General features: G+C 67.4%; 23 protein-coding genes. 10 read left to right on the top strand and 13 right to left on the bottom strand.

Going from position 1 to position 23,883, the window contains the following annotated elements:
* Window position 1: 1 nt before the first annotated feature.
* The gene (gene arfB / locus AC5P9L_RS14575; RefSeq protein WP_005407644.1) at window positions 2-433 is read right to left on the bottom strand and encodes an alternative ribosome rescue aminoacyl-tRNA hydrolase ArfB; all 432 of its coding nucleotides are present in this window, start codon (window positions 431-433) and stop codon (window positions 2-4) included.
* A gap of 133 nt (window positions 434-566) precedes the next feature.
* Here arfB and AC5P9L_RS14570 point away from each other — a divergent pair, with 133 nt between their 5' ends.
* Window positions 567-1,094 carry a DUF2059 domain-containing protein gene (locus AC5P9L_RS14570; protein ID WP_005407643.1) on the top strand — a complete coding sequence of 176 codons (528 nt, stop codon included), beginning with the start codon at window positions 567-569 and terminating at the stop codon, window positions 1,092-1,094.
* A gap of 76 nt (window positions 1,095-1,170) precedes the next feature.
* Here the strand turns inward: AC5P9L_RS14570 and AC5P9L_RS14565 are convergent, their stop codons facing one another.
* Window positions 1,171-1,911 carry a pseudouridine synthase gene (locus tag AC5P9L_RS14565; RefSeq protein ID WP_005411909.1) on the bottom strand — a complete coding sequence of 247 codons (741 nt, stop codon included), beginning with the start codon at window positions 1,909-1,911 and terminating at the stop codon, window positions 1,171-1,173.
* Window positions 1,912-2,066: 155 nt separating this feature from the next.
* Window positions 2,067-2,654: an O-methyltransferase gene (locus tag AC5P9L_RS14560; RefSeq protein WP_111117644.1), complete on the bottom strand. Its 588-nt coding sequence runs from the start codon at window positions 2,652-2,654 to the stop codon at window positions 2,067-2,069.
* A gap of 165 nt (window positions 2,655-2,819) precedes the next feature.
* Between AC5P9L_RS14560 and AC5P9L_RS14555 the strand changes: the two genes are divergently transcribed.
* The 4 genes from AC5P9L_RS14555 to AC5P9L_RS14540 are packed head-to-tail and all read left to right on the top strand — an operon-like array spanning window position 2,820 to window position 5,952.
* Window positions 2,820-3,431, top strand: coding sequence for a PIG-L deacetylase family protein (locus tag AC5P9L_RS14555; RefSeq protein WP_043035697.1), 612 nt, complete (start codon window positions 2,820-2,822; stop codon window positions 3,429-3,431).
* Window positions 3,431-4,570: a glycosyltransferase family 2 protein gene (locus AC5P9L_RS14550; RefSeq protein WP_043035696.1), complete on the top strand. Its 1,140-nt coding sequence runs from the start codon at window positions 3,431-3,433 to the stop codon at window positions 4,568-4,570. Before AC5P9L_RS14555 ends, AC5P9L_RS14550 begins: the two co-directional genes overlap by 1 nt.
* Window positions 4,557-5,162 (top strand): LbetaH domain-containing protein, encoded by a 606-nt coding sequence (locus AC5P9L_RS14545; protein ID WP_043035695.1) that lies wholly within the window; start codon window positions 4,557-4,559, stop codon window positions 5,160-5,162. The genes AC5P9L_RS14550 and AC5P9L_RS14545 overlap by 14 nt, the downstream gene beginning before the upstream one ends.
* 4 nt (window positions 5,163-5,166) lie before the next feature.
* Complete coding sequence (locus AC5P9L_RS14540; protein WP_495230644.1) at window positions 5,167-5,952, top strand: YaiO family outer membrane beta-barrel protein; 786 nt, start codon at window positions 5,167-5,169, stop codon at window positions 5,950-5,952.
* Window positions 5,953-6,004: 52 nt separating this feature from the next.
* Here the strand turns inward: AC5P9L_RS14540 and ubiB are convergent, their stop codons facing one another.
* Both ubiB and AC5P9L_RS14530 read right to left on the bottom strand, forming a co-directional pair.
* Complete coding sequence (gene ubiB, locus AC5P9L_RS14535) at window positions 6,005-7,660, bottom strand: ubiquinone biosynthesis regulatory protein kinase UbiB (protein WP_262101646.1); 1,656 nt, start codon at window positions 7,658-7,660, stop codon at window positions 6,005-6,007.
* Window positions 7,657-8,292: a ubiquinone biosynthesis accessory factor UbiJ gene (locus AC5P9L_RS14530; RefSeq protein ID WP_005411902.1), complete on the bottom strand. Its 636-nt coding sequence runs from the start codon at window positions 8,290-8,292 to the stop codon at window positions 7,657-7,659. The genes ubiB and AC5P9L_RS14530 overlap by 4 nt, the downstream gene beginning before the upstream one ends.
* 435 nt (window positions 8,293-8,727) lie before the next feature.
* On the opposite strand from AC5P9L_RS14530, the gene ddlA reads away from it, so the two are divergent.
* Complete coding sequence (gene ddlA, locus AC5P9L_RS14525; RefSeq protein WP_059034202.1) at window positions 8,728-9,822, top strand: D-alanine--D-alanine ligase; 1,095 nt, start codon at window positions 8,728-8,730, stop codon at window positions 9,820-9,822.
* 76 nt (window positions 9,823-9,898) lie between these two features.
* Here ddlA and AC5P9L_RS14520 read toward each other — a convergent pair whose 3' ends face one another.
* From AC5P9L_RS14520 to oleC, 3 genes are all read right to left on the bottom strand, one after another.
* Entirely contained in the window at window positions 9,899-10,054 is a 156-nt protein-coding gene (locus tag AC5P9L_RS14520; protein WP_005407633.1) for a DUF1328 domain-containing protein, read from the bottom strand.
* An 81-nt stretch (window positions 10,055-10,135) separates the two neighbouring features.
* Window positions 10,136-11,128 carry a 2-alkyl-3-oxoalkanoate reductase gene (gene oleD / locus AC5P9L_RS14515; protein WP_043035693.1) on the bottom strand — a complete coding sequence of 331 codons (993 nt, stop codon included), beginning with the start codon at window positions 11,126-11,128 and terminating at the stop codon, window positions 10,136-10,138.
* On the bottom strand, window positions 11,125-12,783 hold the full coding sequence (gene oleC / locus AC5P9L_RS14510; RefSeq protein WP_005411899.1) for an olefin beta-lactone synthetase: 1,659 nt from the start codon (window positions 12,781-12,783) through the stop codon (window positions 11,125-11,127). Before oleC ends, oleD begins: the two co-directional genes overlap by 4 nt.
* Before the next feature lie 104 nt (window positions 12,784-12,887).
* Here oleC and AC5P9L_RS14505 point away from each other — a divergent pair, with 104 nt between their 5' ends.
* Window positions 12,888-13,319, top strand: coding sequence for a YkgJ family cysteine cluster protein (locus AC5P9L_RS14505; RefSeq protein ID WP_005407630.1), 432 nt, complete (start codon window positions 12,888-12,890; stop codon window positions 13,317-13,319).
* 114 nt (window positions 13,320-13,433) lie between these two features.
* Here AC5P9L_RS14505 and AC5P9L_RS14500 read toward each other — a convergent pair whose 3' ends face one another.
* The 4 genes from AC5P9L_RS14500 to AC5P9L_RS14485 all read right to left on the bottom strand — a co-directional run bounded on the left by AC5P9L_RS14500 (window position 13,434) and on the right by AC5P9L_RS14485 (window position 18,918).
* Window positions 13,434-14,324, bottom strand: a complete 891-nt coding sequence (locus tag AC5P9L_RS14500) for an alpha/beta fold hydrolase (RefSeq protein ID WP_150359381.1) — start codon at window positions 14,322-14,324, stop codon at window positions 13,434-13,436.
* A 94-nt stretch (window positions 14,325-14,418) separates the two neighbouring features.
* The gene (locus AC5P9L_RS14495; RefSeq protein WP_049429808.1) at window positions 14,419-15,435 is read right to left on the bottom strand and encodes a 3-oxoacyl-ACP synthase III; all 1,017 of its coding nucleotides are present in this window, start codon (window positions 15,433-15,435) and stop codon (window positions 14,419-14,421) included.
* Between the two features lie 103 nt (window positions 15,436-15,538).
* Window positions 15,539-15,856, bottom strand: a complete 318-nt coding sequence (locus AC5P9L_RS14490; RefSeq protein WP_005407628.1) for a DUF4156 domain-containing protein — start codon at window positions 15,854-15,856, stop codon at window positions 15,539-15,541.
* 212 nt (window positions 15,857-16,068) lie between these two features.
* Window positions 16,069-18,918: a M16 family metallopeptidase gene (locus AC5P9L_RS14485; protein ID WP_032966333.1), complete on the bottom strand. Its 2,850-nt coding sequence runs from the start codon at window positions 18,916-18,918 to the stop codon at window positions 16,069-16,071.
* A 415-nt stretch (window positions 18,919-19,333) separates the two neighbouring features.
* Here AC5P9L_RS14485 and AC5P9L_RS14480 point away from each other — a divergent pair, with 415 nt between their 5' ends.
* Complete coding sequence (locus AC5P9L_RS14480) at window positions 19,334-19,810, top strand: XAC0231 family protein (RefSeq protein WP_012478767.1); 477 nt, start codon at window positions 19,334-19,336, stop codon at window positions 19,808-19,810.
* Window positions 19,811-19,879: 69 nt separating this feature from the next.
* Window positions 19,880-20,359 carry a tRNA (cytidine(34)-2'-O)-methyltransferase gene (locus AC5P9L_RS14475; RefSeq protein ID WP_005407625.1) on the top strand — a complete coding sequence of 160 codons (480 nt, stop codon included), beginning with the start codon at window positions 19,880-19,882 and terminating at the stop codon, window positions 20,357-20,359.
* Window positions 20,360-20,766: 407 nt separating this feature from the next.
* Here the strand turns inward: AC5P9L_RS14475 and AC5P9L_RS14470 are convergent, their stop codons facing one another.
* Window positions 20,767-21,930 (bottom strand): acyl-CoA dehydrogenase family protein, encoded by a 1,164-nt coding sequence (locus AC5P9L_RS14470; protein WP_024956299.1) that lies wholly within the window; start codon window positions 21,928-21,930, stop codon window positions 20,767-20,769.
* 257 nt (window positions 21,931-22,187) lie between these two features.
* On the opposite strand from AC5P9L_RS14470, the gene AC5P9L_RS14465 reads away from it, so the two are divergent.
* Window positions 22,188-23,864, top strand: a complete 1,677-nt coding sequence (locus tag AC5P9L_RS14465) for an electron transfer flavoprotein-ubiquinone oxidoreductase (protein WP_043034974.1) — start codon at window positions 22,188-22,190, stop codon at window positions 23,862-23,864.
* The last annotated feature ends 19 nt before the right edge of the window (window positions 23,865-23,883 follow it).

The raw sequence follows: 23,883 nt of genomic DNA, 5'->3' as shown, positions 1-23,883 counted from the left end.
ATCACTCCCAGTCACGTGATGAGCGCCCGCGCTTGATCTGCGCGCGCCCGCGTTTGGCGTCCAGACGACGCAGTTTCGACCCGAGGGTCGGCTTGGTGGCCTTGCGCGGTTTGGGCACGCTCAGCCCGGCCTGGATGAAGGCCGCCAGCCGCTCGCGCGCATCCTCGCGATTGCGATCCTGGGTGCGGAAACGTTGCGCGTCGATGACCAGCACGCCTTCGCCGGTCATGCGCCGGTCACGCCGCGCCAGCAGGCGCGTGCGCAACGGTTCGGGCAACGAGGGCGAGTTGGCCACGTCGAAACGCAGTTCCACCGCAGTGGAGACCTTGTTGACGTTCTGGCCACCGGCACCGCTGGCACGCACGAACCGCTCGACGATCTCGCCGTCGGGGATTTCAAGCTGCGCGTTGATGGTGACCGGTCCACTGCCCATCCGCGCATTGTAGCGGCAGCCACGTGTCGGAGTGCGCATCGCGCGCCGTATGCCGCCGATCAGGTACCGAACACGCCGCCTTCGCCTTGGCTGCGGGTATGCTGGCCGTCCCATGTACCGCAGGAAGCTTCGCATGACCCGCTCCGCACCCGCCCTGCCCTCCCTGCTGCGCCGCGCCGCCCTGCTGCTGGCGCTGGCCGTGGCCAGTGTCCCCGCCCTGGCCGCGCCGCCGACCGATGGCGACATCAACCGTCTGCTGTCCGCGTCACGTGCGCAGAGCATGATCGACACCATGCTGCCGCAGATCGAGGCGATGCAGCAGCAGCAGTTCCAGCAGGTGGCCGCACAGCGCCAGCTCAATGCCCAGCAGCAGGAGCAGCTGAAGCGGATCCAGGCACGGACCAGCCAGACCCTGCGGCAGGCACTGTCCTGGCAGCAGCTGCGGCCGATGTACGTGGACCTGTACAAGAAGACTTTCAGCAAGGAAGACGTGCTGGCGATGGCCGAGTTTTACGAGAGCGCGGCCGGCCAGAGCCTGCTGGACAAGACCCCGGCCCTGATGCAGAACGTGATGGTGGCGATCCAGGCGCGCATGCAGCCGCTGTTCGCGGACCTGCAGAAGGACCTGGAAGCGATCGTCAACGAGCCGGAAAAGAAGTGAGGTCGTGCCGGCCGCTGGCCGGCAACCTCGTACGGTTGGGATCAGGCAGATGCCGGCCAGCGGCCGGCACTACCGTCTATAGGTCCACCTGCCAGCCGAACAGGTCCAGCGCCTTCTGGAACTCACGATCCAGCGGCGCACTGACATCCACGTTGCCACCCTCAGGATGCGGGAAGCGCAGGCGCTCGGCGTGCAGCAGCATGCGGTGCACGCCCTGCATGCGGAAGATGCGGTTGTGGCGGCCATCACCATGGCTGGTGTCGCCGATCATGTGATGCGACAGGTGCTTGAGGTGCCGGCGGATCTGCCGGAAGCGCCCGGTCTGTGGCTGGCAGCGCAGCAACGCATAACGCGAGCTGGTGAATTCACCGACCGGCACCGACAACTCTCCGGTGGCCAGGCGCTGGAAGTCGGTGACCGCCGGCTTTTTCACCGGTTTGCCCGGGCCGCCGTCCAGATCATGATCGACCTGCCAGGCGAGTTCGGCCGGCCAGCCCCGGCAGACGGTCAGGTAGTCCTTCAGCACCTCGCCACCCATCAGCGCCTTGCCCAGCGCACTGGCGGTCTCGCGGTCAAAGGCCAGCAGCAGGCAGCCACTGGTGGCCCGGTCCAGGCGATGCACGAGGAAGATCGGGCGGCCCAGCTGCTCGCGCAGGCGGTCGGCCAGGAAGTCGTCTTCGCCACGGGCCAGCTTGCTGTCGTGGACCATCAGCCCGGCAGGCTTGTTGACCACGGCCAGGCGCTCATCCAGGTGCAGCAGCTGCAGGGGCGCGGTTTCAGTCTCGACCGCGGCGAGGGTGTCAGGTTCGGTGCTCACGGCGGGATTATCGAGGCTGGGCACTGAATGCGGTAGAGCCGGCCGCTGGCCGGCTGCCTGCGGATCGTCTGGCTGCTGGGCTTGCCGGCCAGCGGCCGGCACTACCAGATCAGGCGCGGCCGGCACTACCGGATCAGGCGCGGGTAGCACGGCGGTCAGGCGTTGCGTACGGCCAGCAGCTCGCCGTTGCCCACCGGCACCAGGCTGGTGCTGAAGTCCGGATCAGCGTCCAGCAGCGTCCGCAGCGGTTCCATCTCTCCCGCATGCGAGGTGGCGTTGTCCACCACCAGCAGGCCACCCGGACGCAGCACGCGGCGCAGCTGCGGCCACCAGCCGGCGTATTGCCCGCGGTCCGAATCGAGGAACAGCAGGTCAATGCTGGCATCGGCGGCCTCTGCCAGCCACGGCCCGGCATCGCCGTGGACCAGCGTGATGCGATCGGCCAGGCCACTGCGCGCGAAGGTGTCACGCGCCATCGCCGCCTTGTCCTCGGCGTATTCCAGCGTGGTCACGTGGCCGTCGATGGCGGCGGCGGCCTCGGCCAGCCACAGCGTCGAATAGCCGTTGGAGGTGCCGATCTCCAGTACGCGGCGCGCAGTGCCGAAGCGCACCAGCACCGCGAGGAATTCGCCCGTATCTGGCGTGATGTTGAGCATGCGGCGGCCGCGTTCGACTTCACGGGCGTCGTTTTCGGCACCGAAGTGGGCCAGTTCGTTCTTCAGTTCCGACAGTTCCAGGGCCATTTTCCGCTGAGCTCGCCATGACGCAGCGTCCATTCTTACCCGAATCCCGGAATTTCGTATGAATCCTAGAGCTGCTGCATTTTCACGCTGAGATAGTTTCCGCCTCCTTCGCGCGGGGACAGCATGCCTGGCCGCCGCGCACCCGGCTTCCGCTAGGACACGGCCATGACATTGAACATTCTGGCAATCGGTGCCCATCCAGATGACATCGAACTCGGTTGCGGTGGCAGCCTGGCAAAGCTCGCTCGCGCCGGCTCACGCATCCATGCACTGGTACTCAGCCGCGGCGGCCGGGGCTGCCACGCCGGCATCGATCGCAGCGATGAATCGCATCGCGCCCTGCGCCGGCTCGGGGTGGCCGAGGTGATCCAGCAGGATTTCCCGGACACGCGATTCCCCGCCTGCCGCAACGACATCATTGCGTCGATCGAACAGGTCTGCACGCTGATCGAACCAGGCCGCATCTACACGATGTGTGGTGAGGATCATCACCAGGACCATCGCACCGTTCACGAAGCGTCGATCATCGCCTGCCGCCACATTCCGCAGATCCTCTGTTATGAGAGCCCCAGCACCCTGCCGCAGTTCGCGCCGCAGGTGTTCGAGGACATCAGCGCGCAGCTGGAGCTGAAGATCCACGCGCTGCGCGAGCATGCCAGCCAGGGCGATCGCCACTACATGCAGGAAAGCCACCTCCGCTGCCATGCGCAGTTCCGTGGCCAGCAGATCGGCATCGGTCCCAGCGAGGGCTTCCTGCCCTACCGTCTGGTGCTTTGATGAAGACGCTGTTGTTCCTGGCCATGTGCGCTTTCATCCTGGTACGAATCTGCGTGCAGGCCTCGCGCCGGCCCAGCACCCGCCTGTACAGCATCGACGCGATCGTGCCGGCCTACAACGAAGCCCCATGCCTGGAGCGCTCGCTGGCCAGCCTGCTGGAAAACCCGTACGTGGCGCGGGTGATCTGTGTCAACGATGGTTCCACCGACAACACGGCTCAGGTGCTTGATGCGCTGCAGGCGCGCTGGCCCGGGCGCCTGGTGGCCGTGCACCAGGCCAACACCGGCAAGGGCGGTGCGCTGATGCACGGGCTGCAGCACGCAACCGCCGAGCAGGTGTTCCTGACCGATGCAGATACCCATATCGATCCGCGCAGCCATGGCCTGGGTTATCTGCTGGCCGAGATCGAGCGCGGCGCCGATGCGGTTGGCGGGGTCCCCTCGTCCAGCCTGCAGGGCGCCGGCTTCCTCCCCCATGTGCGCGCCAGCCTGAAACTGCCGATGATCGTGATCAAGCGCAGCTTCCAGCAATGGCTGGGCGGCGCACCGTTCATCGTTTCCGGCTCGTGTGGCCTGTTCCGTACTTCGGTGCTGCGCAAGGTCGGATTTTCCGATCGCACCCGCGTGGAAGACCTCGACATGTCCTGGTCGCTGGTTGCGCAGGGCTATCGGGTTCGCCAGAGCATCCGCTGCGTGGTCTACCCGCAGGAATGCAACACGCTGGTGGAGGAATGGCGGCGCTGGCGACGCTGGATCGTCGGCTATGCGGTATGCATGCGCCTGCATCGCCACCTGCTGCTGACACGCTTCGGCATTTTCAGCATCCTGCCGATGATGCTGCTCGCCCTGGCCGGCATCATGCTGTCGCTGCAGGTATGGTTCGGCGCGGCCCGGCTGCACGGACCGGGTGGCCTTGCCCTGTCGGTGATGCCGCTGTTCTGGACCGGCATCGTCATGCTGCTGGCAGTGATCAGTGCCATCCACCACCGACGTGCGTGGCTGGTGCCGGCGGCGGCCTTCTCGATGCTGTATGTACTGCTCGCCTATGCGATCTGGCTGTTTCATGGCCTGGCGGGGCTGTTCACCGGCCGCGAACCCGTGCGCGACAAGCCGACGAGGTACCCGCATGTGGTGGAATGACCTCGCCGCGATGGCCGAGGCACTGTCGACACTTGCGCCCCACACTGATCCCGACGCAAGGGTCTCGCCACGGGCCACCCTGCAGGGCGCCGTACGGATCGGTGCCGGCAGTCGCATCTGCGACGGCGCCCATGTCCAGGGTCCGGTGTCGATCGGCCGCGACTGCCTGATCGGCAACAACGCACTGCTGCGCGGCCCGCTGTGCATCGGTGACGGCACGCGTATCGGCTTTGCCAGCGAACTGAAGAACGCACGGTTGGGCAACCAGGTCAGCATCGGCCCGCAGTGCTTCATCGCCGACAGCCGCATCGATGACCGGGTCTATCTCGGCGCCCTGGTGCGTACCAGCAACCATCGCCTGGATGGGGCAATGGTCACCGTCCACATCGGCGACACCGTCATCGACAGCCAGCGCGACAAGCTCGGCGCCTGGATCGGCGAAGGTGCCGCGCTGGGCGTCGCCGTGATCATCCTGCCCGGCCGCATCGTCGCGCCGGGAAGCCAGTTCGGGCCGCGCATCACCGTGGAACGAAACCTGCCGCCCGGCCGCTACCGGCTGCTGCAGTCATTGCATTCCCAACCCCTGGAGTAACCCCATGCGATTGATCATCCGTGGCGCACTGCCATGCGCCCTGCTGCTGGCTGTCTGCAGCGCCCACGCCGGCGTCGACCGTGTCACGGTGCAGCTGGACCATGCCGACTACAGCGATGGCTTCGGCAAGCGCGACGTACAGACCGTGGACGTGGCCGGCCGCAGTGGCGGCAGCCGCTGGCACCTGGGGTTGGCCCATGGCGAGCGTGACTACGGCAGCAGGCGATTCAGCGGCAACCGCATGCAGGGCTCGCTGCACCATCGCTGGAGCCCGCGCCTGTCCACCCGCACCGCTGTCACGGCATCCAACGATGATCCGGTGTTCGTCAACCGCCAGGTCAACCAGGACATCCAGTGGAAAGTGACACCGCAGACCGTACTGAGCGTGGGCGGCAAATACGCCCAGTACCATGCCGGCGCCCATGTGAGCGGCTGGTCGGTGGGTGCCTCGCATTACTTTCCGCGCGTGACTGCCTCACTGCGCCACGAGCGGCACCGCCAGTCCAATGGACCGGATGGGCATGGCACCACACTGTCGCTGCGGCTGAAGGATGGGCAAGGCCGTGGCTCGACCCAGCTGTGGCTGGGCAGCGGCACGTCCGGCTATACCGCCGAGTCCGATCCGCTGCTGCTGCGCGAGCACAATGCACGGCGTGCCTTCCTGCGCCGCAGCCAGCCATTGGGTGAGCATCTGGTGCTGGACGTGGGTATCGGCAAGACCTGGCACAGGACGCGCCTGGACAGCTTCCAGAGTGTGCAATCGCACCTGGGCCTGGGCTACCACTGGTGAGCCTGTAATTGATCGGCGGCGTACCGTGCCGCCGATCTTCAATCTGCCGGGGTCAGCGCCACCACGCGCGCGCCAGCGCCACCACGCCGACCGCACCGGACAGCCAGCTCCACGCCGGCACGTCGCCCCAGTACCAGCCCGGCGGCTGCAGCACATACATCAGTGCAGCGATGGCGAGCAGGCCCACACCGGTGATCGCGCCCACGGCGCGCTTCTGCAGGCGCTGCAGGCTGGCATCGAGCGCGACCAGATCGCGCGAACGCATCGCCAGTTCGTGGCGGCCTTCCACCTGCTGGGTCAGCCAGGCGTGCACCAGCCGCGGCATGTCCGGCGCATGGGTCATGATTTCCGGCAGGCGCTTGCCCAGCTCGCGCACCACCCGGCGCGGGCTGTAGCGCTCGCGCAGGATCTTCGCCAGCACCGGCTTGGCCACCGCCCAGATGTCGATCTGCGGGTCCAGCTGGCGGCCGACGCCCTCGATGTTCAGCAGGGTCTTCTGCAGCAGGATCAGCTGCGGCTGCAGCGTCAGCTGGTAGCGCTGCGCCACCCGGAACAGCTTCATCAGCACTTCGGCCAGCGAGATCTGCGACAGCGGACGGGTGAAGTACGGCTCGCACACTGAACGCACGGCCGCTTCCAGATCGTCGATGCGTACGTGGTCGGGCATCCAGCGTGCCTGCACGTGCAGTTCGGCGATGCGGCGGTAATCGCGGTTGAAGATGGCCATGAAGTTCTCGGCCAGGTAGTACTGATCTTCCTGCGAGAGCTGGCCCATGATGCCGAAGTCCAGCGCGATGAAGCGCGGATTGGCACGGCGCGCCGGATCGGTGTCGACCCAGATGTTGCCGGCGTGCGCATCGGCGTGGAAGAAGTTGTCGCGGAACACCTGGGTATAGAACACCCGCACGCCCTTGGCGGCCAGCGCCTTGCGGTCGATGCCGGCCTTGTCCAGTGCAGCGATGTCATCGGACGGAATGCCCCAAACGCGCTCCAGGGTCAGCGCGCGCTCGGCGGTATGGCTCCAGATCACTTCCGGCACGTACAGGTCGTCGCTGTTTTCCCAGAAGCGGCGCAGCACGCTGGCATTGGCGCCTTCGCGCTGCAGGTCCAGCTCGGCGGCCAGGGTGTTCTCGACCTCGTCCACCACTTCGCGCGGCCGGATCTTGTCGGCGCGCGGATGGGTGCGCTCGACCAGGGCGGCCAGCGAATTGAGCAGGGCGATGTCGGCGTCGATCTGCTTCTCGATGCCCGGGCGAAGTACCTTGACCACCACCTGGCGGCCATCGGCCAGCGTGGCCGCATGCACCTGCGCGATCGAGGCCGAGGCCAGCGGTTCGGTGTCGAAGCTGGCGAAGGCCTCGCTGACCGGCAGGCCGAGCGCGTCCTCGACGATGCGGCGCGCGGTCTCGCCATCGAACGGCTTGACCCGGTCCTGCAGCAGGGTCAGCTCGTTGGCCACGTCCGGCGGCACCAGGTCGCGGCGGGTGGACAGGATCTGGCCGAACTTGACGAAGATCGGGCCGAGGTCCTGCAGCGCCAGGCGCAGGCGCGCACCGCGCGACTGCGAGGCGATGCTGGCCGAGGCGCGCGGCACGAACGGCTTGGCCAGGCGCAGCCAGCGTTCGGCCGGCGTGCCCTGCAGCAGGTCGTCGAGGCGGTAACGCAGGATCACCCGGCCAATGCGGCTGGCCCGCAGCACGGCCTTCATGCGGCACCCCGCAGGCGCTGCACGCGTGCACCAAGGCGCTCCACGTCATCGCGCAGCACATCCACGTCGTCGTGGAAGGCATCCAGCTCGGCGCGCGGCACCACATCGCGCGACTCCTCGGTGATGAACTCAGCGGCGCTGTGGGCCAGATCGATCGCCCCCTGGCGCGCGTGCTGCAGGGCGCTGCGCAGGGTGTTGGCGACCTGCACGCCCAGTACTTCGCCGAATACGCTGACGAAAGGCTGCTGCCAGTCCGGATCGAAGCCCTTGGCCAGCTGCTGCAGGCGGCGCGCCAGCTCGGCATCGCCGGCCACGCGCACACGGCCCTTGCCGTTGTTGTCGCCGCGCCGCGCGTTGGCCAGCAGCGGCAGCTGCGCCAGCACGCCGGCCAGGCTGCTGCGCACGGCCAGGTCGGCTTCCTGTGCATCCACCGGGCCGACCCGCAGCTGGTCGCCGTCGACGCTGATGCGCATCGCCAGCGACGGCGCTTCCAGGGTCAGGTCGATATGCCGGCCGTCGAGGCTGGCCAATGCATGGCGGGTATCCGGATCCAGCGCCAGCGCGCGGTTCAGGGCGATCTGCAGGGCGCGGCCAGCGACCGGCTTGAGGGACTTGAGCAGGGAGAGAGCCATGTGTGCATTCTACCTGCGTGGGTGGGGAGCTTGGGCCGGGCTGCCGGGCTGCCGGGCTGCCGGGCTGCCGCCCGGCACCCGTGGTAGTGCCGGCCGCTGGCCGGCAAGATCAACATCAAAAGCTGGCTATCCGTGGGATGGCGGGGTGGGTCCGGTTGCGGGGGACGCTGCAAGTACGTCCATGTAAGCTCGGTCGCCGCATCCATGCGGCTCACGCCCCCACAACCGGACCCACCCCGCCTTCGACAGTTTCCTGTCGTCCGTGGGGTCGGATCCCGTTGTAGCGCAACGGGCTCCGACCCCTGTTGATGGGCCATGAGGACGGTAGATCCACGCCATGCGTGGATGGATTTCTGGTTCATCTGTGCCTCACGCGGAGGGCCGATGAAGGTTCATGCTATGGGGCCACGCAACGCACAGGACATCGCATTCCCCATGGCACGGACCCGGGTTGGCATCATTTTCGGGGGCAAGTCTTCCGAGCATGAAGTTTCGCTGCAGTCGGCGAAGAACATCCTCGATGCGCTTGATCGCGAGCGCTTCGAGCCGGTGCTGGTCGGCATCGACAAGCAGGGCCAGTGGCATCTGAGCCAGCCGGATACCTTCCTGATCAATGCCGATGATCCATCGCGCATCGCGCTGCATCGCTCGGGCCAGTCGCTGGCGGTGCGCCCGGGCGCCGAGCAGGCGCAGCTGCAGCCGTCCGATACGGCCAGTGCGCTGGGCCAGATCGATGTGGTGCTTCCGATCGTGCACGGGCCACTGGGCGAGGACGGTGCGCTGCAGGGCCTGCTGCGCATGGCGAACCTGCCCTTCGTCGGTTCGCCGGTACTGGGCTCGGCGGTGGCGATGGACAAGGACGTGACCAAGCGCCTGCTGCGCGACGCGGGGCTGCAGGTGGCGCCGTGGCTGTGCATCCGTCGCCATCAGGCCGCGGAGGTCGATGCCGATGCGGTGATCGCCCAGCTCGGCCTGCCGCTGTTCGTGAAGCCGGCCAACCAGGGTTCGTCGGTGGGTGTGAGCAAGGTCAAGGATGCGGCGGGCTTTGCCGAGGCACTGGCATTGGCGCTGCGCTACGACCACAAGGTGCTGGTGGAATCGGCGGTGGTCGGCCGCGAGATCGAATGCGCGGTGCTGGGCAACGAGCACCCGCAGGCCAGCGTATGCGGCGAGGTGGTGGTGCACGACGAGTTCTACGCCTACGACACCAAGTACATCAATGCCAATGGCGCTGACGTGGTGGTGCCGGCCGACATCGACGCCGCCACCCAGGCGCGCATCCAGCAGATCGCGCGGCAGGCCTACCAGGCGCTGGAGTGTGCGGGCATGGCGCGCGTGGATGTGTTCCTCACCGCAGACGGCGAGATCGTCATCAACGAGGTCAACACGCTGCCGGGCTTCACCCGCATCAGCATGTACCCGAAGCTGTGGGGCGCCAGCGGTGTTGACTACACCACGCTGATCACGCGCCTGATCGAACTGGCGCTGGAACGCCATGAGGCCGATCGCGGGCTGCAGAGCGCTGTGTAACGTGGTGATCGCACGCAGAGTCGAGCATGGCTCGACTCTGCGGAAAGCGATGCCGGCCAGCGGCCGGCACTACCGGCTAGCCTCGCTTGCGGAACATCGAGATCACCGCAAGGATCAGGAACACCACGAACAGGATCCAGGCGATGTTCGTTGCGGCGCCGGCGATACCGGAGAAACCCAGAACGGCGGCGATGATGGCGATGACAAAGAAAATGATGGCGTAATGCAGCATGGCGCTCCTCGCGGGTGGTCGAGCCTTGGATGGCGTGGGTCCATCCTCCCGATCCTGCGGTGTGCAACCAGTGATGGCGATCTATGCAGCAGATGAAGCCTTCAGCCTGCGCAGCCCTTCTTCGATGCTGACCTGCGGCACATAGCCGAAGTCACGGCGGGCCGGCTCCATGCTGTACCAGTGCGGCGTGCACAGCTGTTCGGCCAGGAACCGGGTCAACGGCGGTTCGCCGCGCAGGCGCAGCAGCGGCCACAGCCGCTCGCAGATGGCGCCGATACGGTACGCGATCTTGAAGCTGATCGCCTTGTCCACGGTCGGTGCACCCACCGCCTGCAGCAGCTTGTTGACCAGCTCGCGCATCGGCAGCGGTTCGCCGTTGGAAATGAAGTAGGCCTTGCCTGCACATGCGGCACCGGGCGCCAGTGCCTCGAAGGCGAGGAAGTGGGCAAGCGCGGCGTTGTCGATGTAGGTGGTATCGACCTTGTTGCTGCCATCGCCCACCAGGCGCAGGCGGCCCTGTCGTGCACGTTCGGCCAGGCGCGGTACCAGCTGCTGGTCGCCAGGGCCCCAGATCAGGCGCGGACGCAGCGCCACCGTCGCCAGCGACGCGTCATTGGCCGCCAGCACGCGCTGTTCGGCAATCGCCTTGGTGGCCGCATAGGGCGCCTGGAAATCTTCGCCGTACGGCACCTCGTCGGCGCCGAGGCCTTCTACCGGGTGCGTGGCCCGGTGCGTCACGCTGGGCGTGGAGGTGTAGACCAGCCGGCCGATACCGTGCGCACGGCAGGCGGCGATGACGTTGTCGGTGCCGACCACATTGGCCTGGTGGTAGCTGTCATAGCTGCCCCACGCACCGGCCTTGGCACCGTTGTGGAATACCGCATCGACGCCGGCCACCGCATGCAGGACCGCCTGCGGGTCGGCCAGGTCGCCACGGATCTGGCCGACGCCCATCACCTGCAGCTCCGGGTAATGGCTGCGGTTGAACGCCAGTACCTGGTGGCCACGTTCGACCAGCCCGCGGCACAGCGCCTGGCCAAGGAACCCACCACCACCGGTGACCAGGATCTTCATGCGCGCTTCTCCAGTTCGGCGCTGGCCCAGACGGCGAGCTTCTCGCGGCCGATCTTGGCGTTGTGACGGATATCGACGGGGAACGCCGGATGCACCAGGAAGTGCTGCAGGCCGGCCTCAGGCGTGCGCGCTGCGGCGTGCGCACGCAGCGCTTCCTGCAGCGCCGGGCTGTCGGACTGGCCGCGCAGCAGTTCCACGCACAGCACCGGCACCTGCGCACCGGCGGCGCCGACACCGACCAGCGCGGTGCGCGCCACGCCTGCGACGGTGTTGAACACCGGCTCGACCTGTTCGGTGTACAGCGGCCCGCGCGCGGTTTCCACGCGCTGCGTCTTGCGCCCGCAGAACCACAGGCGACCCTGCGCATCGAAGTAACCGACGTCGCCCATGCGATGCACCACGCGGGTGCTGCCATCGGCCAGCCTCTCGCGGATCTTCGCTGCAGCCGTGGCCTGCGGGCGGTTGAAGTAGCTGTCGGTGGCGGTCGGGCCAGCCACCGTGATTTCTCCCACTTCGCCAACCGCCAGCACGCGCGCTTGCGACCAGTCGGCCAGCGGCGCGTCATCGATGGCGATGATGCGCACTTCGTTCGGCGCCACCACGCTGCCCACGCAGGTGCCGGCGCCGGCCTCGGTGGCGGCGCGCGTGCGTTCCAGCTCGCGGCCTTCGACCACCGCCACCGGCAGGCACTCGGTGGCGCCATACGGCGTCCAGAACTGCGCGTCGGCCGGCAGCAGGCTGCGGATGGTGGCGACCACGTCCGGCGGCACCGGCGCACCCGCCGAGGTCACCCGGGTCACCGTCGGCAGCGGCCGGCCGTGCTTCGCCAGCACCCGCATCAGCGCCGGCGAGCCGAACAGCTGGGTCACGCCGAAGCGCTGGATGGCGTCGTGCAGGCGCGCCGGGTCGGCCTGCGCCGGTCGGGTCGGGTCCATGTCCGGGATGACCGAGGTCAGGCCCAGCGCAGGATCGAACAGGGCGAACGGCGGGAAGGTCGGCAGGTCCACCCCGCCCGCTTCCATGCCGAAGGCGCTGCCCAGCAGCTGGATCTGGCCGACGAAGTGGCGGTGGCGGTAGACCACGCCCTTGGGCACGCCGGTGGAGCCGCTGGTGAACAGGATCGCGGCCATGTCCTCGCCGTCGGTGGCGGCCAGCATCGGCCCACCCTTGGCGCCGGCGCGCTCCAGCGCGGCCAGCGTGGTCCCGCCCCAGCCGAGGCGGCGGCCCACGGTCACCAGGCGCGCCGCCGAGGGGGCCCAGCGCAGCACCAGCCGCGCCACATGCGCCAGCGGAATGCCGATGAAGGCCTCCGGCTGCGCCTCGTCCAGGCACTGCTTCAGCGCGCGCCTGTCGATGCCCGGGTCGACCAGCACCGGCACCGCGCCCAGCTTGAACAGGGCAAACATCAGCAGGAAGAACTCCGGCGACGGCCGCACCATCACCACCGTGCGCACTCCACGGCCGATCCCGTAGCCGGCCAGGCCGGCCGCCATGGCGTCGCTGCGGGCGTCCAGCTGGCGGTAATCCAGGGTCACGTCGTAGGCGGCCATGCCGTTGCCGGCGCCACGGCGGCCAGGGCAGCGGATGGCGATCTGATCAGGCCGTTCACGCGCCAGTTCAGGCAAGCGGGCGGCAATATTGCAGGGTCGGTTCATCCGTTCATTGTCGCCGCTTACGGAATTTCTTGCGCGGCGGCCCACTTCGTGGAAAATCCGCACCCTCGTTCCTGATTCCGACTGCCGCCCGAGGCGGCTTGCCCATGCAACATCCCTGCATGACCTGCGGCGCCTGCTGCACCCAGTACCGCGTGGCCTTCCACTGGATGGAATCAGACGAGGTCACCCCCGGCGGCGTGCCGCACCAGCTCACCGAGGTGCTGGACCCGCACCGCCTGTGCATGCGCGGCACCCATTCCAAGCCGGTGCGCTGCGTGGCGCTGGATGCGCAGATCGGCGTGTACTCACGCTGCACCATCCATCCCAACCGGCCCAGCGTGTGCCGCGAGGTGGATGCATCGTGGGAGTACGGCAAGGCCAGCCCGCAGTGCGACAAGGCGCGCATCGCCTATGGCCTGGATCCGTTGACGCCGGCCGACTGGCGCTGGCGCGATGACGCCGACAATGACGACGACCATCCGGACGACAACGGCAACAGCCCTTCCTCGCCGCCGCAGGCGCCGGTCGCCGCGTAATGGTAGTGCCGGCCGCTGGCCGGCAACCTCATCAACCCTTCGGGTGTGCCGACCAACGGTCGGCACCCACCGGAAGAGGAAGGGGTGGATGCCGACCGTTGGTCGGCACACCGATCAGATCGGGTTCTTGTCCAGAAAGGCGCGGATCTCCGGCACCAGCACTTCGTGCTTGTCTTCCAGCACGTAGTGGCCGGCGTCCTCGAACGCATGTACCTGGGCCCGCGGCAGCGCGGCCTGGAAGCCCTTCAGGAAGTGGTGGTCGAACACGAAGTCGCGCAGGCCCCAGCCGAGGAAGGCCGGCCGGTCGGCGAACGACGGCAGCGCCTTGCCGGCGCGCTCCAGCAGCGACCACGCCTTGTCGGCCGGCGACAGCGGGATGTCCTGCATGAAGCGGATGGTGCTGATGCGGTTGGCCCAGCTGTTGTACGGCGACACGTAGGCGCGGCGCACGTCGGCCGGCATCTTCCGCTCCACGCCCAGCCACGAGGCACCGGAGGAGAACGCGTTGAAGGTGCGGATGATCCACTCGCCGATCTTCCAGTGGCGGCCCAGCGCGATCTGCCACGGCATCTTCTTCGCCGCCGGCATCGGGAATGCAGCGGTATTGAGCACCACCAGGCGCTTGACCTGGTCGTGGTGCGACAGCGCCCAGCCGAAACCGATCATGCCGCCCCAGTCGTGCACCGCCAGGGTCACCGGGCCGGTGATGCCCAGGTGCTTGAGCAGCGCATCGAGGTCGTCAACGCGCGACTGCAGCGTGTACTCGTAGCGGCTGTCATCGGGCTTGTCCGACAGGCCCATGCCGATGTGGTCCGGCACGATGCAGCGGTACGTGTCCGACAGGCCGGCGACCAGCGTGCGCCAGTAATAGCTCCACGACGGGTTGCCATGCACCATCACCACCACCTCGCCGTCGCGCGGGCCTTCGTCGAGATAGTTCATCGACAGGCCGTGGCGTACCTCGAAGCGCTGCGGGTGGGCGGGGTAACCGGGAAGCTGGGACATCGGATCGCACCTGTAGAAAGGGCCGGTAAACCGGCCCTTGAACACTTGGAAAAATCATCGCTGCCCGTCGTGCAGCAGGTCAGCGGTGACTCTTTTACCAGACCACTTCAGCCATCGAGCAGTTCAGGCCCGAGCCGATACCCAGAAGCGCGATGCGATCGCCCTTCTTCAGCTTGCCCAGCTGCTTGAGCTTGCTCAGCACGATCGGCACCGAGGCCGGGCCGATGTTGCCGTGCTCGCCGAAGATGGTCATCACCTTCTTCGGGTCGATGCCGAAGTTCTTGATGAACGCGGCGGTGTGCGGCTGGCTGACCTGGTGGATCACGAACTGGTCCAGCTCTTCCACGGCCCAGCCCAAGGCGATCTTGGCAGCGCTGAAGGTCTTCTGTGCCAGCTTGATGCCTTCGATCAGCAGCAGGCGGGTATCGGTGACCATGCGGTCCAGGTTGCCCAGGCACAGCTGGTTCCACTCGGTGGCCGAGCGCGTCACGCCGCCCTTGTAGCGCGGCGCGTCCGGCACCAGCTCCGAGCGCGCCATCACCATCGCCGCTGCACCCGAACCGGTGGTCAGGGCGGCCAGCTCGTTGCGGAAATCGTCGGCGGTGACGTCCGGGGCGGTCATGCGCTCCAGGGTCTTCTCGTACACCAGGTTGGCGGTCTCGCCGTCCACCACCAGCGCGTAGTCGATGTCACCGCGCTCGATCATGCGCGCGGCGATGTCCATGCCGTTGATGAAGGCCAGGCAGGCATTGGCGACGTCGAAGGTCATGCACTCGTCGCTGACGCCGAGGTTGCCCGAGACGATGGAGGCCGTGGACGGCTCCAGGTAGTCGCGGCTGACCGAGGTGTTGACCAGCAGGCCGACCTGCGTCGCATTGATGCCTGCGTCTTCCAGTGCCTTGCGGCCTGCCATGGTGGCAGCGTCGGACGCCAGCACGCCGTTGTCCCACAGGCGGCGCGCGTGGATGCCGGCGATGTCGCCGAGCACGTCGGTGCGGATACCCAGGCGATCCAACGTCGGCTGCAGGCGTTCGTTGATTTCCTTGGTGGTCAGCGTATGCGGCGCGTCGACGTGTGCCAGGCCGGCGATCGAGACATTCTTGAAGAGCATCGAGGTTAGCGCCAAGGCTCAGGCAAAAGGGGGCGCTATTCTATAACCCCCGGGGCCTTCACCGCATCTTTACGAATTCAGCCTTGGCCGTATGGTGAAGCGTTCAGCGCGGCGGGCACTGGAATGCGGCGAAGCGCTGGCTGCCATCGGCCGGGGCCGCGGCGGCCTGCACGGCATTGGCGCCGGCGCTCGGGGCCTCGTTGCGGGCCAGGGTTTCCAGCTCTTCCTGCACGCGCAGCGGGTTGCGGTTGTAGAAGCCGACCTTGCTCTTCACGGTCACCACCACCTCGCCCTTGGCAATGCAGCCAGCGGGAACCGGGCCTGCCGGCAGCACGCGGGTCGCCTTGCCGGCCGGTTCGATCGGCACCCAGGTACAGGCGGTGACGGTGAGCAGCAGGGAGGAAAGCAGCAGAACGCGCATGGGCAGATCCTGGAAGGGTATGGAGGGATTCTGCCTGAACCGCCTGAATCGGGGGTAGCCGGTGGGGGAACGGATCCCCCGCAGGGGGCTCTGACCCCGCCTTCGGGTCACGGCGTTGCCGGCCAGCGGCCGGCACTACCACGGCAAGGTTGCCGGCCAGCGGCCGGCACTACCTGGGGAGGCCTGCCCGCGGGGGCGGGCAGGCGCATCCCTTATTTCTTGACCGGGTTGCCTTCGGCGTCGATCACCGTCACCTCGCCCAGGTTCAGCGCACGCACGGCCGCTTCGGTCTGCTTGAGATCACCCACCACCACCCAGGTCAGCGCCTGCGGCTTGATCTCGGCGGCGGCCTGCTGCACCTGCGCCGGGGTCATCGCCTCGATCTCGGCCTTGCGACGCAGCACGTAGTCGTCCGGACGCTTGAACTGCACGATCGAACCGATGGTCGAGGCGACCGCGCTGGCGGTCTCGTAGGCACCGGGCAGGCTCAGGGTCTGGATGTTGCGGATGCGGTTGACCTCGGCGGCGGTGGCCGGCTTGCTGCCATCGGCGAACGCGGCGATTTCCTTGCGCATTTCCGCCATCGCCGGGCCGGTCTTGTCGATCTGCACCGGCGCGCTGGCCATCCACGGGCGCTGGCCCACCGAGTTGATCGCGCTGCTGCGCGCACCGTACGACCAGTGCTTGTCCTCACGCAGGTTCATGTTCAGGCGCGAGGTGAAGTCGCCGCCGATCACGCCGTTGGCGATATCGAAGCGGGTCGAACTGGCGGCGCTGGACGGCGCCACCACCTGGCCGGCGAACAGGTTGGCCTGCACCGCACCCGGCTGGTCGATCAGGAACACGCGCGGGCCCTTCGGCAATGCCACGTCGGTGGCGGCCTTCACCTGCGGGGCGTCGCCCGCAGCCTTCCAGTCGCCCAGCTGCTTGTCCAGCAGCGGCACGATCTCGGCCAGGGTGGTGTCACCGACCACGATCAGGGTTCCGTTCTGCGGGCGCAGCCAGTCGCGGTGGAAGTCGACCAGGTCTTCGCGGGTCAGGCCGTTGATCGCTGCTTCGTCACCGCTGCCGGTGAACGGAATGGCATACGGGTGGCCCTTGCCGTACAGCAGCGGCGGCAGCACGCGCATCGCCACCGCACCCGGGTTGACCTTCTCCTGCTGGATGCCGGCAATCCAGCTCGCCTTGACCCGGTCGATCTCACCCTGCTCGAAGCGCGGTTCGCGCAGCAGGTCCCGATACAGCGCCAGCGACGGTGCCAGGTTTTCCTTCAGCGCCGACAGGTCCACGCTCATGGAGTCCAGGCCGGCCGAGGCATCCAGGCTGGCGCCCAGTGCGTCAGCAGCATCGGCGAAGGCCAGCGAGCCGAGCTTGCCGGCGCCTTCGGTCATCAGGCTCATGGTGAAGTTGGCGGTGCCCGGCTTGCGGCCCTGGTCGGCGCTGAAGCCACCCGGGAACTGGTAGCTGAACTGCACCACCGGAATCTCGTGGCGCTCGGCCAGGATCACCTGGGTGCCGTTCTTCAGCGTGGCGCGCTGCAGCGCCGGGAACTTCAGCTGCGGGAACTCGCGGGTCTGCGGTACGCCGGCCTTGCGGTCGACCTGCTCGGGCAGCGTGCTGTACTTGGGATCCACCGCCGGCACGCTGAACGGCTTCGGCGCCTGGCTCGGGTCTTCCTTCAGCGCCACGCGCTCACCCGGTGCAATCACCAGGGTGTGGCTGCCCTTGTCCAGCCACTGCGCGCCCAGACGGCTCAGATCAGCAGCACTGGCCTTCTCGATGTTGGCCAGCGAGGTGCGGAAGCAGCCCGGGTCGCCGGTGAACACCGCGCACTCGGCCAGTGCGTCGGCCTTGCCGCCGAAGCCGCCGATGCGTTCGATGCCGCGGATGAAACCGGCGCGGGCACCGGTCTTGGCGCGTTCCAGCTCGGCCGCGGTCGGGCCCTGCTTGATCAGCCGGTCCAGTTCCTCGTCGATGATCTTCTCGACCTTGGCAGGGTCCTGGCCCTGCTTGACCGTCGCCATGATCACGAAGTTCGAACCCAGCTGCGACGTCGACAGGCCTGCCGCGATGCTGTCCACCAGCTTGTCCTGGTGCTGCAGGCGCTGGCTCAGCCGCGAGGACTTGGCACCGCCCAGTACCTGCGCGAACAACTGCAGCTGATCGACCTCGGTGGTACCGACCTGCGGCACGTTCCAGGCGCGGTAGATACGCGCCTGCGGCACCTTGTCGGTCATCGTCTCGCGCGTGTCGGCGCTGCGCTTGGCCACGTTCACCGCCGGCTGCGCCATGGTCGGGCCGGCCGGGATGCTGCCGAAGTACTTGCCAACCTTTTCCTTGGCGGTGGCCAGGTCGATGTCGCCAGCCAGCACCAGCACGGCGTTGTTCGGGCCGTACCAGGTGCGGAACCAGGTCTTCACGTCATCCAGCGACGCCGCGTTCAGATCGTTCATCGAACCGATCACGCCGTGGTGGTACGGGTGGCCAACTGGATACAGCGCCTTGTTGAGCTGGTCCCAGGCCTGGCCGTAGGGCTGGTTCTCGCCCTGGCGCTTCTCGTTCTGCACCACGCCACGCTGCTCGTCCAGCGCCGCCTGGTCGATCGCACCGACCAGATGGCCCATGCGGTCCGATTCCATCCACAGCGCCATGTCCAGCGCAGTGGTGGGCACGTTCTCGAAGTAGTTGGTGCGGTCGGTATTGGTGGTGCCGTTCTGGTTGGTGGCGCCGACCTGCTTGAACGGCTCGAAGAACTCGCCGTCGTGGTTTTCGCTGCCCTGGAACATCAGGTGTTCGAACAGGTGCGCGAAGCCGGTGCGGCCGGCCGGTTCGTCCTTGCTGCCGACGTGATACCAGACGTTGACCGCGACGATCGGCGCCTTGCGATCGGTGTGCACGATCACGCGCAGGCCGTTGGGCAGGGTGAACTGCTCATACGGGATATCGACCTTGGCCGGTGCGGCCGGCTTTGCCGCCAACGCATGGGAAGGCACAAGCGTGCCCAGGGCGGTGCTGAGGGCAACGGCCAGCAGCGCAGTGCGCGGGCGAAGGGCGAGAGACATATCCGGATCCTTGGTCACATAGGTGAACCCCGATCCTAGCGTGCGCGCGCAACGGCAGGAATCGGTCGCCAGTCACTGGGGGTGTTTGCCCCTGTGCGCCATCCGCAGCGCCGATCTGCCCTGTCCGAGCCGTCACAAGCACCCGCCAGCAACGTCCGGACAGTGTCCGCAGCACATCGAATGGACAGGTGTCCGCCCGCCGGACACTTTTCGATGACCATAAAACCCTTGCAAATCAATGATTAAAAGTTGGCACGGGGATTGCTTGGTAGTTCCTGCACCAGGAAGGGCTTCAGACAAAAGCTGACTGAAGACTGAACAAACGCAGGAAATCGAAAATTTTCCTTGCAAGCCCAGAATTGGTGTACTACCTTACTACCACACCACTGATCACCAACACTAAACAGGCCCCGTCATGAACGCCAAGACCATTGCCATCGCCATCGCCCTGATCGCCGGCACCGCGGTTGTTTCGTCGGTGCAGGCCTCCGAATCCATCAAGACCCTGTCCACCGTGCAGGTTCGCCCGGCCGCCGACCAGTTGGCCCAGCGGGCCTGGGAACAGGCCAGTGGCATCCCGACCCTGGCCACCGTGGAAGTGCGCCCAAGTGCCGACCAGCTGGCCGAGCGCAGCGGCTACGTCGCCGCCCCGGTCGCCGCCGCGATGCCGATCACCACCCTGGCCTCGGTGGAAGTGCGCCCGAGCCTGGAACAGCGCGTCGCCCTGGCCGCCGAGCTGGAAGCCCAGCGCTACGCCGCCACCCTGGCCGCAGCCGCCACCAGCGTCGCCAACCAGGTGATCGTCAACCTGCCGGCCCTGCAGGTGCGTCCGAGCGCCGCCGACCTGCAGGCCCTGGCCACCGAAACCGCCCAGATCCTGCTGCGCCCGTAAGCGGTGCCGCCCTGCCTCGCGCAGGGCGTGCGCCGTAAAGGCGGCGGTCGTCGCAGGTACACTGCGCCGATGAATGCCGCGCCCCAGTTCCACGTGATCCTGTTCCAACCGGAAATCCCGCCCAACACGGGCAATGTGATCCGGCTCTGCGCCAACACCGGCGCGCAGCTGCACCTGGTCGAGCCGCTCGGCTTCGCACTGGAAGACAAGCAGCTCAAGCGCGCCGGCCTGGACTACCACGAGTATTCGCGCCTGCAGGTGCACCCCGACCTGGACACCGCGCTGGCGCGGATCGCACCGAAGCGGTTGTTCGCCCTCAGTACGCGTGCCAGCGTCCGCTATGACAGCGTGGCGTTCGAAGACGGTGATGCCTTCCTGTTCGGCCCGGAAAGCCGCGGCCTGCCGCAGGACGTGCTCGATGCCTTGCCCGATGGCCGCCGCCTGCGCCTGCCAATGCGGCCGGACAACCGCAGCCTCAATCTTTCCAACACCGTTGCCGTGGTGATGTACGAGGCGTGGCGGCAGCACGGGTTTGCCGGCGGGGCGTAACGCCACGCGTCTCTCTTCTGCCTGGTCGTTGCTGTGGCGGGCGCATGCGTTCATGGGCGTTACTTTTCTTTCCGCGCGGAAAGAAAAGTAACCAAAAGAAACGCGCCGCCATCCGCGAGCCGGTGCTGCGCACCGGTGCCCTGCGCTCCTCGGCCCGCCGGGGGGCGGCGCGGAACTCGCTGCGCTCAGACACCCGCGCCTCTTCGCCCCCGCCGGACCTGCGGTGCTCGGCTCGCTTCAAGGCGGACCCAACAGCCGCGCGGTACAGGCTGTCCTTGAACCCATCTCGGTACGGTGCGCGGTTCGGTACACCGATCGCTCGCCTGCGAATACGCTACTGGGCAATGCCGGCCAGCGGCCGGCACTACCAACTCAATGCCGGCCAGCGGCCGGCACTACCGGTGCACTCAGAACGCGTTGATGCCGGTCAGTTCGCGGCCGATCACCAGCTGGTGCACGGTCTCGGTGCCTTCATAGGTGATCACCGATTCGAGGTTCAGCGCGTGCCGGATCGCCACGTGTTCGGTGGTGATGCCGGCGCCACCCAGCAGGTCACGGCATTCGCGGGCGATGTCGATCGCCATGCGGCAGTTGTTCCACTTGGCCAGGCTGACCTGCTGCGGCTGCAGCTGGCCAGCTTCCTTCAGGCGGCCCAGCTGCAGGGCCAGCAGCTGCGCGGTGGTGATGCGGCGGGCCATCTCGGCCAGCTTGATCTGCGCGCTCTGCGTGGCCGCCAGCGGGCGACCGAACAGCACGCGCTCCTTGGCATAACCCAGTGCTTCATCCAGGCAGGCAATCGCCGCACCGATCGGGCCCCAGCTGATGCCATAGCGGGCCTGGGTCAGGCAGCCCAGCGGCCCCTTCAGGCCCTTCACGTTCGGCAGCCGGTGGCTGTCAGGCACGCGCACGTCATCGAAGAACAGCGCCCCGGTCAGCGATGCGCGCAGGCTCATCTTGTGCTTGATCTCCTGCGTGGTGAAGCCGGCCATGCCCTTTTCCAGCACGAAACCCTGGATGCCGTCCTCGGTCTGCGCCCAGACGATGGCCAGGTCGGCCACCGGGCCGCTGGTGATCCACATCTTGCTGCCGCTGATGCGCCAGTCGCTGCCGTCGCGCACCGCGCGGGTCTTCATGCTGGCCGGATCGGAACCCCCATGCGCCTCGGTCAGGCCGAAGCAGCCGATCAGTTCGCCGCGCGCCATCGCCGGCAGCCACTGCTGGCGCTGTTCCTCGCTGCCATAGGCGTAGATCGGGTACATGCACAGCGAGCTCTGCACCGAGACGAAGCTGCGCAGGCCCGAATCGCCGCGCTCCAGCTCCTGGCAGATCAGGCCGTAGCTGACCGCGCCGAGGCCACCACCGCCGTACTCGGTCGGCAGGGTCGCACCGAGCAGGCCCAGTGACGCGATCTCCGGCACCAGTTCATCGGGGAAGCGGGCCTGGTCGAAGGCATCGCCGATGATCGGCAGCACGCGCTCGTTGGTGAAACGGGCGACGCTCTCCTGCACCGCGCGCTCTTCCTCGTTGAGCAGGGAACGGACATCGAACAGATCGTACGGATGCAAAGCCATGGCACTCACGCGCAGTCAGGACCGGGCCATTGTCGGTCATCCGGGCAGAGCGTGCCGACCAAGGTCGGCACCCACCAGAGCTGCGGCCCTACGCTGCATTGCAGCAATCCGGGTGTGAACATCGGCGATCTAGCTCGATCACGCGCGTCCCGGTACCCTGACACATTCAAACAACCGTTTCGCCCGTGGCCGCACGCGCGATTCCCAGGCACCGCCGGTGGCCCCGATGCCGGCCCTACCCACGAGTCATGCAATCGATGAGCGCTGAAGCCAACGCCCTGCCCCCGCGTGAAGTAATGGAATTCGACGTGGTGATCGTCGGCGCCGGCCCCGCCGGCCTGGCCACCGCGATCCGCCTGCGCCAGCGCGCGATCGAAGCCGGCCGCGAGTTGTCGGTGTGCGTGCTGGAGAAGGGGTCCGAACCAGGCGCGCACGTGCTGTCCGGCGCGGTGATGGATCCGCGCGCGCTGACCGAACTGTTCCCGGACTGGGCCGAGCGTGGCGCACCGCTGAAGCAGAAGGTCACCCGCGACGAATTCCTGTTCCTCAGCGAAACCGGCGCACGCAGCACGCCCAACGCGCTGCTGCCGGAGTGCTTCCACAACGAAGGCAACTACATCATCAGCCTGGGCGAAGTGACCCGCTGGCTGGCGCAGCAGGCCGAGGCGCTGGAAGTGGCGATCTTCCCGGGCTTTGCCGCCGCCGAAGTGCTGTATGGCGACAACGGTGAAGTGATCGGCGTGGCGACCGGCGACATGGGCATCGAGAAGGACGGCAGCATCGGCCCGGCCTTCGAGCGCGGCATGGCGCTGCACGCCAGGTACACGATCTTCGCTGAAGGCGCACGCGGCCACCTGGGCCGCCAGCTGATCGCCCGCTACAAACTTGACGAAGGCAAGGACCCGCAGGCCTACGGCATCGGCATCAAGGAACTGTGGCAGATCGACCCGGCCAAGCATGAGCCGGGCCTGGTGGTGCATGCCGCCGGCTGGCCGCTGGACAGCGACACCTACGGCGGCGCGTTCCTGTACCACGCCGACGGCGGCAAGGTCGCCATCGGCTACGTGGTCGGCCTGGACTACAGGAACCCGTGGCTGAGCCCGTTTGAAGAGTTCCAGCGTTTCAAGACCCATCCGTCCATCCGCAAGCACCTGGAGGGTGGCACCCGCATCGGTTACGGCGCGCGTGCGATCACCGCCGGTGGCCTGCTGTCGCTGCCGAAGACCGTGTTCCCCGGTGGCGCGCTGGTCGGCTGCGAGGCCGGCTACCTCAACGCCAGCCGCATCAAGGGCAGCCACGCCGCGATCAAGACCGGCATGCTGTGCGCCGACGCCGCGTTCGATGCACTGGCCGCCGACCGCCAGCACGATGAACTGAGTGCCTACCCGACGGCGTTCGAAGCCAGCTGGCTGTTCACCGAACTGCAGCAGGCCAAGAACTTCAAGCAGTGGTTCAAGAAGGGCCAGACCGTGGCCACGCTGATGACCGGCGTGGAGCAGTGGCTGCTTCCCAAGCTGGGCGTGCGCAACCCGCCGTGGACCCTGCACCGCACCCAGCCCGACCACGCCTGCCTGGAACCGGCGGCCAAGCACACCCGCATCGCCTACCCGAAGCCGGATGGCGTGCTGACTTTCGACCGGCTCAGCTCGGTGTTCCTGAGCAGCACCAACCACGACGAGAACCAGCCCAGCCACCTGACGCTGAAGGACCCGAGCATTCCGGTGAAGGTGAACCTGGCCGAGTACGCAGGCCCGGAAGCGCGCTACTGCCCGGCCGGCGTGTACGAGTTCGTCGGCGAAGCCGACAGCGCGCGCCTGCAGATCAACGCGCAGAACTGCGTGCACTGCAAGACCTGCGACATCAAGGACCCCAGCCAGAACATCGTGTGGGTGACCCCGCAGGGCGGCGGCGGCCCGAACTACTCGGGCATGTGAACGCCACAGGCTGCGACCG

This window comes from Stenotrophomonas sp. YJH_SMC_64 (assembly GCF_059371375.1).
This window is presented reverse-complemented; position numbering and strand designations above follow the sequence as displayed.